The 13,079-nt window shown below is 37.5% G+C and carries 10 protein-coding genes; 6 read left to right on the top strand and 4 right to left on the bottom strand.

Features of this window, described 5'->3' with window-relative positions; translation table 11 throughout:
- Window positions 1-80 precede the first annotated feature (80 nt).
- Together prpE and V7097_RS24165 are read right to left on the bottom strand one after the other, a co-directional pair.
- The gene (gene prpE, locus V7097_RS24170) at window positions 81-818 is read right to left on the bottom strand and encodes a bis(5'-nucleosyl)-tetraphosphatase PrpE (RefSeq protein ID WP_335706191.1); all 738 of its coding nucleotides are present in this window, start codon (window positions 816-818) and stop codon (window positions 81-83) included.
- Window positions 819-1,025: 207 nt separating this feature from the next.
- On the bottom strand, window positions 1,026-2,201 hold the full coding sequence (locus V7097_RS24165) for an FtsW/RodA/SpoVE family cell cycle protein (RefSeq protein WP_335706190.1): 1,176 nt from the start codon (window positions 2,199-2,201) through the stop codon (window positions 1,026-1,028).
- Between the two features lie 226 nt (window positions 2,202-2,427).
- Here V7097_RS24165 and mgtE point away from each other — a divergent pair, with 226 nt between their 5' ends.
- Together mgtE and V7097_RS24155 are read left to right on the top strand one after the other, a co-directional pair.
- On the top strand, window positions 2,428-3,810 hold the full coding sequence (gene mgtE / locus V7097_RS24160) for a magnesium transporter (RefSeq protein WP_335706189.1): 1,383 nt from the start codon (window positions 2,428-2,430) through the stop codon (window positions 3,808-3,810).
- Window positions 3,811-3,822: 12 nt separating this feature from the next.
- On the top strand, window positions 3,823-5,670 hold the full coding sequence (locus V7097_RS24155; protein WP_335706188.1) for a monovalent cation:proton antiporter family protein: 1,848 nt from the start codon (window positions 3,823-3,825) through the stop codon (window positions 5,668-5,670).
- 43 nt (window positions 5,671-5,713) lie between these two features.
- Here the strand turns inward: V7097_RS24155 and fabI are convergent, their stop codons facing one another.
- A complete protein-coding gene (gene fabI / locus V7097_RS24150; RefSeq protein ID WP_335706187.1) occupies window positions 5,714-6,493 on the bottom strand; it encodes an enoyl-ACP reductase FabI in 780 nt (259 codons plus the stop codon).
- Window positions 6,494-6,763: 270 nt separating this feature from the next.
- On the opposite strand from fabI, the gene V7097_RS24145 reads away from it, so the two are divergent.
- Window positions 6,764-7,312, top strand: coding sequence for a DUF3231 family protein (locus tag V7097_RS24145; RefSeq protein WP_335706186.1), 549 nt, complete (start codon window positions 6,764-6,766; stop codon window positions 7,310-7,312).
- Between the two features lie 175 nt (window positions 7,313-7,487).
- On the opposite strand, the gene V7097_RS24140 is transcribed toward V7097_RS24145, so the two are convergent.
- On the bottom strand, window positions 7,488-8,333 hold the full coding sequence (locus V7097_RS24140) for a DUF2935 domain-containing protein (RefSeq protein ID WP_335706185.1): 846 nt from the start codon (window positions 8,331-8,333) through the stop codon (window positions 7,488-7,490).
- A 322-nt stretch (window positions 8,334-8,655) separates the two neighbouring features.
- Between V7097_RS24140 and V7097_RS24135 the strand changes: the two genes are divergently transcribed.
- The 3 genes from V7097_RS24135 (at window position 8,656) to V7097_RS24125 (ending at window position 13,049) form a co-directional block, all read left to right on the top strand.
- Entirely contained in the window at window positions 8,656-9,168 is a 513-nt protein-coding gene (locus V7097_RS24135; RefSeq protein WP_335706184.1) for a DUF3231 family protein, read from the top strand.
- 381 nt (window positions 9,169-9,549) lie between these two features.
- Window positions 9,550-10,782 (top strand): MFS transporter, encoded by a 1,233-nt coding sequence (locus V7097_RS24130; RefSeq protein ID WP_335706183.1) that lies wholly within the window; start codon window positions 9,550-9,552, stop codon window positions 10,780-10,782.
- A 227-nt stretch (window positions 10,783-11,009) separates the two neighbouring features.
- A complete protein-coding gene (locus V7097_RS24125) occupies window positions 11,010-13,049 on the top strand; it encodes a PKD domain-containing protein (RefSeq protein ID WP_335706182.1) in 2,040 nt (679 codons plus the stop codon).
- Window positions 13,050-13,079 lie beyond the last annotated feature (30 nt).

Below are 13,079 nucleotides of genomic sequence, written 5' to 3'. Positions count from 1 at the left end.
TCGAACTGAGCTGGAGGTGAACCGAAATCCAAATATTAGGAGATTGATGACCCTCGAACTGAACTGGAGGTGCAACTAAACTACCCAACCTCCCGAAACTTTTCCTTCACAAGCGGCATCGACGAAGGCACTGAGATTGTATCCATCTCAGGATACCTCAAAGCCGTCAAGCTTCCGCCGAACACGCAACCGGTATCGATATTCACCGTATGATTTACCCATCTGGGCTCCTGCACTGGCGTATGCCCGTAAACAATCCACGATGATCCCTTATATTGTTTTGCCCAATCTCGTCTTTCTGGCGTTCCATCAGGGTTGTTTTTACCTGTAATGTCCCCATACAACACAAAGGTTTTCACTTTTTTATCATTACGACCGATATAATCCTCACGTATCCCTGCATGTGCAATGACTAGCTTTCCTCCATCCAGTCTTTCATAAAGCGGGGCAGACTCATACAACTCAATAAACTGATTACGAATCGATTCTTGATTCATTGTATCGAGAGCCTCATATTCGGCCGCTGTTGTTTCCAAGCCATGTGTAGTTTGGACCTTGTTCCCGAGAAAAAAACGATATAGCTTATTACAATGATTGCCCGGTACATAAAACGCCTTTTTCTCCTGAACTACAAGCTTGTATACAGTTTCAATTACCTTCAACGACTCTGGACCGCGATCTGTTAAGTCTCCTACAAAAGCTAACACTCGTTCATTATGTATGGGAATCCCGCTTTCCCACGAATAGCCTAATTCTGTTGTTAATTCTTCAAACTCCTTATAACATCCATGAATGTCACCGATTACATCTATTTTCATTATAAGCACCTTTCCAAAAGTAAAAAAATCACGTCACTCCCACTATTATAGCAAAAATGTCGTGATTTTATTTCATAATCAAATACGCTTTGGCTTATTTGCGCCCAGATTTTTTCGAGCAAGCTCGAAAAGTTTCCTTTGAAAATCTGTGGCATCCGCCGGAGGCTTTAACTTTATCAGAAGGGAAATAAATCCCTTCTGATAAAGTTAATCAAACATAAACTTCTTCGTTCTCGAACGAACATTCAGCACAATCCCAATTGCAATCATATAGGTAGCGAGTGAACTCCCACCATAGCTAATGAATGGTAATGGAAGACCCGTGATTGGTAAGATTCCAACTGTCATTCCAACGTTTTGGAATACCTGGAAGGTAATCATACCGATAACGCCTGCACATAAATAACTACCATATGGATCGTGACTTTCTAGTGCAATATGAATCATTCGATAGATTAATAAGAAGAATAAGGATACAATAACACTTGCTCCTATAAATCCAAATTGTTCGGCAACTACAGCAAAAATAAAATCGGTGTGCCCTTCAGGGATTGTAACCTCAGATTCCTGATAACCTTTGCCGTTTAACTGGCCAGATCCAATCGCAAGTAAGGAGCGGACTAGTTGGTGCCCCTCATTGCCAGCAGTATCAAAAGGAGCGAGCCAACCATAAAAACGGTTCATCTGGTAGTCCTGAATAATATACTTAAAGAAAAAATCCGGAAAATAAAAGTAGAGAAAAACACCTGTAGATATTGCAAGTACAGCTGAAAAAACAGCTGTAAAAATAATTCTCCATTTAATCCCTGCAACAAGAATCATTGTTGCAATGATTGACATAAAGACCATAATCATTCCCATATCCGGTTGTTTATAGAGTAGAAACATGGGTGGCAGGGATGTCAAAATGATTTTACCAATTAATAGTAAATCATCCGTTACCGTATTAATCGGGTATTTTTCACGGTGATCAGCTATAATTTTGCTTAACACTATGATCATAATAATTTTCATTAATTCTGACGGCTGGAAATTTCCTAAACCAGGAAATGAGTACCAGGCTGTTGCTCCTTTGATTGTCTGAGCAAAGGGTACGCTAATAAATTTTTCTAAAAAGAGACCAAATAATAAAAACATCCCGAATCCGTATAAGTACCAGGAAATCATTTTAAAGCGGTCAAAATCAATAACCATTGTCCCAATGATGGCGACAATTCCAATCACATACCACTGAAGCTGCTGGGCTGCGAAATTTATGTTTTTAAGCTTTTCTGGTAAAAAGGGCTGTGCACTTTGGATGGCGATGGCACTAACGATGGCCATGAGAAATAATATAAACAATAATGTATAATCAATTTTTTGAGGAATATTTTCTTTATTCATGGATAAAAAATCCTTTCTAATCAGGCACGAGTTTTATATCATAGAAAACAGGGTAACATTCAGTATCCAAATATATATAAAGAGCCAATTCTATCTTAGCTTATTTTTGTTTGATTGCAAATCATTACATTGTGCAAACTAAAAAATTAATGATATACAAAATGCCACAAAAAGTAAATGGTCGCATCTTACATATTATGAAATGTATGTTAGGAGGGGGAGGAGAATGTTGCAACATGAGTTTACTGAAAAAGAACAGCAACAGTTAGAAAATGAACAATTGCTGACAGCTCTTGAAAATGAGAATATTGACGAATTCCGAGCAATATTTTTAGAAATACATCCATATGAAAGATCAAAGTTCTACGCAAAGTTGCCAAAAGATGCGAGAATGAACGTCTATCATTTTTTGTCTCCAACTGAAATGGCTGAGGTTTTTGAAAACCTTGAGATCGATGAGAATGAATATGAAGAGCTTTTATCTGAAATGGATCCAACCTTTGTCGCGGATATGCTTTCTCAGATGTATGCCGACGATGCAGTTGACGTATTGAATGAATTAGACAAAGATCAGGTTGCAAGCTATTTAACAATTATGGATGTTGAAGCTGCAGGGGAAATTAAACAGCTTCTTCATTATGAGGAATACACTGCTGGTAGTATCATGACTACCGAATTTATTGCGATACATGCAAATCAAACAGTAAAATCAGCGATGTACATCTTGAAAAAGGAAGCTCCCCGGGCCGAAACGATTTATTATGTGTATGTGATAGATGAAGAAAAAAGACTTGTCGGGGTCATTTCAATTCGTGATTTGCTTGTAAGCGATGACGATACTATGATCAATGAAATAATGAATGACCGCGTTGTATCCGTGTCTGTTAGTGAAGACCAAGAAGAGGTAGCGCGGAAGATGAGGGATTATAATTTCTTAGCGGTTCCGGTTATCGATTTTCAAAATCATTTATTGGGGATTATTACAGTTGATGACATTATTGATGTTATCGATGAAGAGGCATCTGATGATTACTCGAAGCTTGCGGGGATTTCAGATGTGGATTCGGCTGATAAAAATATTTTTACATCCGCTAAAAAGAGATTGCCATGGCTCATTATCTTATCTTTTCTTGGAATGCTGACCGCAAGCTTAATTGGAAGATTTGAAGCAACTTTAGATCAGGTTGCGATATTAGCCGTTTTTATTCCGTTAATTGCAGGTATGGCCGGTAATACTGGAACACAGGCATTGGCTGTTGCCGTTCGTCGAATTGCGATTGGTGAGGATGAGGATGAAAATAAATGGCTATTGATTCTAAGGGAAGCGGGAACCGGTGTAATAACTGGGACTGTTTGTGGCACGGTAATCATGTTTGTTGTTTATTTTTGGAAAGGTGATTTCTTTCTAGGAGTATTAGTTGGATTTTCAATTCTAATTACATTGATTGTGGCGACTCTTGCCGGTGCACTTGTACCATTGCTTATGCATCGTTTAAAGGTAGACCCAGCGGTTGCGTCAGGACCTTTTATCACCACAATTAATGATATTATTAGTATTTTAATTTATTTTGGATTAGCAACCTTCTTTATGGGTTATCTTGTTTCATAAAGGGGGGATAGCATGGAACATGGTTCATCATTAACGTCGTTAGTAATTGTAATGGTGGTGGCATTTATAACACCACTGTTATTACATAGGTTTCAACTACGGGTAATCCCTGTTGTTGTAGCAGAAATTATCATGGGGATTATGATCGGAAAAAGTGGGTTTGACGTTGTTGAACCTGATATATGGCTTGAAACCTTATCTACATTAGGATTTATCTTTTTGATGTTTTTAAGTGGAGTTGAAATTGATTTTACTGCTTTTGCAGGTGGAAAAAAGAAAAAAACAGTACCGAATGGTAAAAAGGCTCCAAGTACAATCCTTGTTTCTATAGTGGTTTTTGCAGGAATTTTTATTTTGTCTCTTCTGTTATCTTATATATTTGTGTGGACAGGGTTTACGGATAATGCCTTTTTAATGACGTTAATTATTTCGACGATTTCATTAGGGGTCGTAGTACCGACCCTGAAGGATGCGCAAATTATGAAATCAAATATTGGTCAGATTATTTTACTTGTTGCAGTAGTGGCTGACCTTGTTACGATGATTTTACTTGCTGTTTTTGCATCCATTTATGGGGGCGGAGAGAGTAATATGTGGCTCTTGTTAATCTTATTTGGTGCAGGGGTACTCCTTTATTTAGTAGGGAAAAGATTCCAGAATCGTTCTTTTCTTGAAACAATGTCCAAAGGAACAGTTCAAATTGGAACAAGAGCTATTTTTGCATTAATCATGATTCTTGTGGCTCTTTCTGAAACGATTGGTGCAGAGAATATCTTAGGTGCGTTTTTAGCGGGTGTATTAGTGTCATTACTGTCACCCAATCATGAAATGGTCCAAAAGCTTGATTCATTTGGTTATGGATTTTTAATTCCAATCTTTTTCGTGATGATTGGTGTCGAACTTGACCTATGGACGCTTTTCCAGGATCCGAAAATCTTATTGCTCATCCCATTATTATTTATTGCTCTAGTCATTTCAAAAATGCTTCCGATTCTATATCTTAAGCGTTGGTATGATTGGCGAACCACGATTGGAGCCGGTGCTTTATTAACATCAACATTATCTCTTGTAATTGCAGCAGCAACTGTCGGGGAAAAGATGGGGATAATTGATGATCGAATGTCGGGTGCCTTAATCTTAGTTGCCGTTATTGCAAGTATTGTTTCACCAATTGGGTTTAAAAGGCTTTTTCCAAAGCAGGTGAACGAAGAACCTGTTATTCGCGTTGCCTTTATTGGCGCAAACCAAACGTCATTACCTGTGACAAGGGAATTGAACTCAAAATTATATGAAACGACGATTTTTCATATGATGCAGGATAAGATTGATAAAAAACATTCTGACTCTGTATTCGAAATTGTAGGGCTTGAAGATTATTCAATTGAAAACCTTCAAGGATCAAATGTGTTTGATGTGGATATTTTGGTTATTACAACAGGGTCTGATGAACAGAATGCTGAAATTGCGAAATTCGCGAAGGAAAATGGAGTCGACCGCGTCATTGCGAGAACTGAATCGAGTGAACTTGGTGAGGAGCTTAAGGAACTGGGTATCGATGTGTTCTCATTATTAATGTCTACAAATACATTACTCCGTGCGTTAATCGAGGCGCCAAGTCTTATGACAATCTTGACGAATCAGGAGCAGTCCTTGTATCAAATTGAAATGAATAATAGTTTATATGATGGAACGATGCTTCGAAATTTCCCATTCACCGGAGATGTTATCTTTGTTCAGATTTTTAGAGGCAAAGACTCAATTGTTCCGCATGGTGACACGGAACTTCTGCTTGGTGACCGATTAATAGTGACCGGTTCAAGAGAGTATGTGGACGAGTTGAAAGTGGATTTGGAATTTTAAAAGTAAGAAAGGGCGACCCAATGAAATGGTCGCCCTCGTTTTTTTAACCTACAATATTATATCCAGAATCAACATAGATAACTTCACCAGTTACACCACGTGAAAGATTACTTAGCATGGCGATGGACATGTTACCGACATCTTCTTTTGTTACATTTCGCTTAAGTGGAGCTTTTTCTTCAATCATTTTCATAATATCATTGAAGCCTGGTACTCCTTTAGCTGCTAATGTTCTGATTGGACCAGCTGAAATAGCATTGATTCTAACTCCATCTTTTCCAAGGTCAAATGTAAGATATCTTACACAGGCTTCAAGTGAAGCTTTTGCAATTCCCATTACATTATAGCCTGGAAGAGCTCGTACAGCACCTAGATAAGACATTGTGAGGATAGATGCATCTTCTGCTAAATATGGACGAGCTGCTTTTGCTGCAGCTACTAATGAATAGGCACTAGTATCTTGTGCGAATGCATAGCCATCTCTTGAAGTATCGATAAAATCACCTTTTAAGTCATCTGCATTGGCAAACGCAACAGAGTGTACTAATCCATGAATGGTACCTACTTTTTCACCGATTTCAGTAAATGCTTGTGAGATGCTCTCATCACTGTTCACATCACATCTTACAATCATTTCAGCTGGTAGGTTGAATTTCTCTAATAATTTTTCTAGCTTTTCGCGTGAACGGTCTAGACGATATGTATAAATGACTTTTGCTCCAGCTTTATATAGGGATTCAGCAACACCCCAAGCAATACTTCTTTCATTGGCTACGCCCATAACTACAACATTTTTACCTTCTAATTGAATTAAATCTTCCATTGTTACCTCCATGACAGCATAATAAATTTTATTTTCTTTTATTATACCTGGTTTTAGTATCTGATGCTAACTATATCATTTTTTATTATTTTACCCAAGTGGTTGTGATGAATTATTCAATTTATGATTTTTTACCTGAATACTAGAACCATGGAGATCCCCATCTGTTGGGGATTATTTTAAGCTTACTAAAAGGTATAAGGAGTATATATTTTTGGGTTACGAAAAAAATAATAAAAATCAGATTTATTAAAGAAAGGAGAATTACCTGTGACTACTATTTTTGAAGCTGCGAAAGACTTTTTACAAATGAATTTGGATAATGAACCCAAAAATCCATTACATGTAGGTGAGGTTATGAGTTGCTGGCTCTATTCAGCCTTAATGGATGAAGCAACGATTTTTATCCAAATCGGACTTAATACTTCAACAGATGATGAGGTTATAAAAATATTAAAAGATAGCTTAAAACAATGTGATACTCAAGGGAGACGGTTTAAGGACTTTATGATAAAAGAAGGTGTTCATCTACCACCAACGAGTGAGCAACGTCCAAATTCTGAACCGAATTCAGTTCCACTAGGAGTTAAACTGACAGATGATGAACTTATGAATGGTCTTAGTATTAAGACCGTGGCAGCAATAACTACTTGCGCTTCAGCAGCGAGTCAAAGTATTAGAAATGATGTAGGTATATTATTTACTCAATGTATGTTAGAAAAAATGAAATTTGGATCAACTTTAAAGGATTTAATGCGAAAAAGAGGGTGGATCAAAGTTCCTCCTTATTATTATCCTCCAGGGTTACCAAAACAGTAGAATATTAGTAGAATTCGAATGGAATAGGCAGATTATACAACTGGAGTAAGACATAATTCAAGATAGACTAATAATCAACGCAAAAATTGAAATAAGAAAAAATCCTGCATAACACAGGATTTTTGATCAACATTTTATTAATTATCATGTCAAAATCTTAAAAGAGCTCGATAGACTACCTAGATTGAGGGTTGATGCTTGTAAGATGTGCGTCAAACATATCAATTATTTCCAGGAATCTATCGGCTTCACGGAAAACATGGTCTGCTAATAAAGGATGAATAATACTCTTTATTTTACATTGTTCTATTAGATCACGCGCTGTTTTCTTGAAGTCCCGAAGTGATGCGACTGACACACGATTTTGATCCAGAAATTGATCTAAAAGTGGAACAGTTTGAGATTGTGGCTTCATCGATTCTAAATCTCTTGCTTGATACATTAATTGATCAAAATCATTACTAAAATTTCGGGCCATATCAACTAACTTCCTTTCGGATGGATCCAACAAATGGCCAATAAATTTTGCATGGTCAGCCATAATCCTTAAGAAGAAGACATTTTCTTTAATAATAGCTTCAGGAAGTGGTTTTAGTTTACCTTCATTTAATTCAATCAATCTTTTTCTAAAATAATTTGCCTCTCTACTTGTATGGTCAACAAGTAGAGGGAAATTGTTAGCCCCTGGTAATTTACAAGTAAGAATTAATCCTAATATTTTTCGCTTAAATGCAAATATGCCAGTTGCGGCTTGTTGTACTTCTGAATTAAATCTTCTTATTTGTTCAGGGTCTGTTTGATTGGAAAGGGAATGTGCCATTTGTTCAATATGTTCAAATAATCGGTAAAATTGATTAGCTTCTTGGATTAGTTGAGTGTCCTCTGCTCTAAAACCTAATCGGAGAAATAATGAATGTTCTTTCATGATCCTAGACCAAAAACGAATTTCATTTAAAGATCGCTCTACAAATATTCCCGAAGTAACGCCAGTATCAGCATGCAAATGCTCATTTCCAATCAATCCAATCCCTCCAATAATCGTAACCGTTTACTCCAATCATATGAACTATGTAATATGAATATACCGCAATGATTGCATATGATAACCTTTGCTAAACAGTCAATATTTGAAGGATATTTAACAGTGGTTTGAGGTAGCGAAGCTAAAATTTCCAAAATGAAATTTTTTCTAATTAAATGGGATTCTCATAAATAAACGGAATAAAATGCCTAAGCTAAATTTCGCTAATGATTAGTAATTTTGTTGGATAAACTATATTTGTGCTTCTAGGAAGGGGGCACTGTGATTGAATAAATTAACGTATACATTGAGGAGGGTAACTATGGGAATTTTGAGTGGAAAACCAATGGATGAGCCGTTACACTATGGCGAAGTATTTGATCTTTGGACTTCATTATTAGTAGGTAACGGCATGATTGCCGGTTATCAAACCATGATAAACCATGCAGGAGACGATGATTTAAAAAAATTATTATTGGAAGCAATTGATACATGTCAGCAAGAAAAGAAACAGGTGGAGGAATTATTAAAAGAGAATGGGATTGGTCAGCCTCCAGCAGCACCTGAGCCGCCTGAAGCATGTTTGGAGGATATACCGATAGGTGCTAGAATTCCTGATCCTGCGATTGCTGCAACACTTTCTGCTGATATTGCTGCTGGATTAGTTGCATGCAGTCAAGCAATCGGAAAATCGATAAGGGAAGATGTAGCCCTAATGTTTAGTCAATTTCATACTCAAAAAATAACACTGGGTGCAAAAGTACTCCGTTTAAACAAAGAAAAAGGTTGGCTAATTCCCCCTCCATTGCACCCTAAAAAGCAAGGAGATTGTTAGAGGTATATTTACTTTAAAACATTTGAGTAAATAACATCCTTCTATTTTTTTCGTATTATGTCTCTCCGCCACTTCTTCGATTTCCTATTAACTGTTTTGTAGAGTTTTTCAAATCGCAAGGAAACGAGTGAAGTGTAGCGGGGAAACCATTAAGTACTTAATGGTTGTTATACCGAGGATTTTTAAAAACAATATCAATACAAAATTTGAGCTGGGTCCAATATGGGTTCAGTCTTTTTTATTTGAAGAAATGCAACACATTAATAAAAGTTTACTAATTGAGTTCGAGATAACCCTTCCTATACATATAATCACCTTTTCAAGGTGAAGCTAAAATTTATACGTGTAAAATGTTTTAGAATTCCGAAGGAGAAAGATGATATGCATAAAAAAGAGAAATGGGGCGTGCTTTCACTTGCATCTATCCCATTAGTCATGACCTTGGGCAATTCTATGCTGATTCCGGTTTTACCAATGATGGAAAAAGAACTTGAAATTTCACCTTTTCAATCAAGCTTGATTATTACGATATATTCTGTGGTTGCAATTATTTTAATCCCTGTTGCTGGATTTCTATCCGATCATATTGGAAGGAAAAAAGTGATCATACCGAGCTTAATTATTGCTGGAATTGGAGGACTGATTGCAGGACTTGCTTCTTGGCTGTTTGAAAGCCCATATGTCCTCATATTAATTGGCAGGCTTCTGCAAGGTGTTGGCGCTGCAGGTGCTTCGCCGATTGTTTTACCATTAGTAGGGGATATGTGCAAAAGTGAGAAGGATGTGAATACTGGCCTCGGATTAATTGAAACATCCAATACATTTGGGAAGGTACTAAGCCCAATTTTAGGTTCGCTACTCGCAGCCGTGATTTGGTATATGCCTTTTTTTGCTTTCCCGATTTTTTGTTTAATTTCGATTCTTTTGATCCAATTTTTGGTTCAAACACCAAAGGACGATGAGATTGACTCCACTGATTTTAAATATTTTTTTAAAAAAATTAAGCGAACCTTAAAAGAAGAGGGCCGTTGGCTGATATGTATTTTTATCGTGGGCGCGATTTGTATGTATATCCTTTTCGGAATGCTCTTCTTCCTGTCATCGATTTTGGAGGACAAATACGGAATTGATGGGATTATTAAGGGACTCATTCTTGCTATTCCACTTGGAGCTCTTTGCCTCTCTTCTTTTATCACGGGAAAAAAGCTTGGCGATGATAAAAATGCGATAAAATGGATTATCTTCGTTGGGATTATGGTCACGACCGCCGCTGTTTTTGCCATTTGCTATACCGAAAATCTATATGTTTTTCTCGTTGGTCTTGTATTCTGTGGAATCGGGATTGGGATTGCGCTTCCAAGCCTAGACGCGTTGATTACGCATGGCACAGAAAAAGATGAAAGAGGTACGATTACTTCTATATATAGTAGTGCACGCTTTATTGGTGTTGCAGTCGGACCACCTGTTTTTGCCATTTTAATGAAGCTTTCACATGATATATTGTTTTTTTCAGTCGCAGGAATTTCAGCTATAGCTGCCATTCTTGTCTTGTTTTTTATTAAGCCGCCTAAGCGGATTCGAACAGATTCTTTGTTTCAAAAGTTGAAAAAGTAAAAGGATATGGCAAGGTAATTTAGGAGGGTACATAATTGATTTTTGGCTGCTTAAAAATGGGCGGCTTTTTTCATGTTCTTTTTCACAAAAGTCCTACAAAACCCCCATTTTTAATTGAATTATTACTACTTTTGGCACGTTTTTAATCGGAAATCATTAAATACAATTAAAGGAAAAAACTTTTTTTAGAAGTAATAATCCTAAATATTTGGTGAAGGAGTGTTTACATGGAAGTTGGACCAATCAGTGCTTTTAATGGCTATCCTGTTTGGTATAAAGATGAAAAGGGATTAAGGCTGCAATTGAATGATAATCCTCACGACCCATTATCTGGCCTAACACCCGCAGAACTACCTAACCCTACACAGCCTGTTTCTTTTCCAGATAACTATCCAGAAGAGTCTTTCTACATGGCTGCTGAGGCAGAAATGGAAACTGGTACTGGGGAAAGGGCTCGTCTTGTTTTAGCATTGGAAGCTGCATTTGTTAATGATATTCCAAGACCAGGTGAGCAGATTGTGTTTGGTCGAGTTCGAATCCGAGTTGCTGGGTTGCGGCCTAACGAGACATACACAGTTACACATCCATATGGTGTGGATACTTTTGTTGCAGAACCTGATGGAGATGGTGCGGGAGAAATTAATTTCACGGAAGATATTGGAGGTATAAATGGTGGTGAATTTGAGCTTGCATTAAATAGTCGGGTACACCCATTTTTAACTTGGGATCCTGCAGTTTCTCCAGCACGCCCGGAAGGATACATCGGAGACCCAAATCAGTTACATCCTATAATTGGTAGTGAACTAGTTGACAGATTTGGTGAGCCACAAAATATTTTTCGAATTGAGGGTCCTGGAATTGGAATTGGATCGCCGGATCGTTCTACAACACCTGGACTTAATCCGGACAATTGTATCGAAACTAGAAATTTCTCTCTTTTAGGTAAAATATCAACTATATCAGGAGTTGATGTAGATAGAACAACTTATACACAAAGTGAAACTTCTGGTGGATTCATCGATGTCTTCGCATCCTCAGATGTCACACCACAAGAGATAGTTGTTTCTGGAGAAGAAATAAATTCAACCACCCTACAGGGTGAAAATGGCTTGTATTTTGCCCGTGTTTCATATTCTGGTGAAACACCGCCTAGTCCAATTACAGTTGTTAATATAAGTGATATCCCACCTAGTACTAAAGAGTCAACCCCAGTTGATTTCATACAAGTGACTGCAAACTACGAAACTTCAACTCAAACACTTACAATCAAAGCCTTTTCAAGCGATACTCTTCATGAACCATCCCTACACATTATTGATTTTGGATTAGGTAATCTTCCAATCCCTGCTAGTGGGGTTTTAGAAATAAATCTTACAAATGTTCCAGCTAACATTCATATTTCATCATCTGCTGGTGGAGAAAGGGTTATACCAGTAACTGTAGATGGACTAAATAATGGGCCAACAACAGTCTCTGCGAATGCGGGTCAAGATCAAGTTGTGAGGACAGGCACCCAGGTTACTCTAAACGGCACAAAATCTACAGGACCAATTACACAATATCAGTGGTCCCAGCTTTCCGGAACAGCTGTAAATCTAGAGAATGCTAATCAAGCAATTGCAACTTTTACAGCACCAGAAGTTTTAGGGACATTAATGTTTCAGTTGACCGTTGAAGGGGAAAGTGGGCCATCAACTGATACAGTAAGCGTTGAAGTGAGTGAACTGGTTCCAGCTCCTATTGCAAATGCAGGCCCAGATCAAGTTGTTCAACAAGGAACCTTGGTAACGTTAGCGGGAAGTGCAACAGGTAATGTAACAAGCTATCATTGGGAACAAATTTCAGGTATACCTGTTCAGATAAACAATGCAGACTCAGATACTGCTTCATTTAATTTTCCGAAAGGAATGACGCAGCTTGTATTTCAATTAACGGTTTCTGGTCCAGGGGGATCTTCAACAGACGTTATCGAAATTTCTGCGGAAGCTGATAGCTTAAATGTAATTCGTGCCGTGTACCGGACACGTAAATTAAGATGGAGAATTACTGGTAAAACGGATGTATCAGGGCCAGGGGTAATAATTAGTATTTATATAGGTGATTCACTTAATGGCACACTACTTGGTCAGGTAGAGGTGGATTCGCTTGGAGATTGGGTATTTCGGGAAAAACCGTCAGCCTTAGTACCTGATGAGTCAGAATCAATATCCCTACAATCAAGTTCAGGTGGAACCCTAATTAATTTTCTTATTAATGTACGCAGGTAAAATAATAAAATGAATATTAATTTTAAAGTT

The organism is Bacillus sp. JJ1562 (assembly GCF_036962705.1).
In the GTDB taxonomy this organism is placed as follows: Bacteria; Bacillota; Bacilli; order Bacillales; family Bacillaceae_L; genus Ferdinandcohnia.
This window is presented reverse-complemented; position numbering and strand designations above follow the sequence as displayed.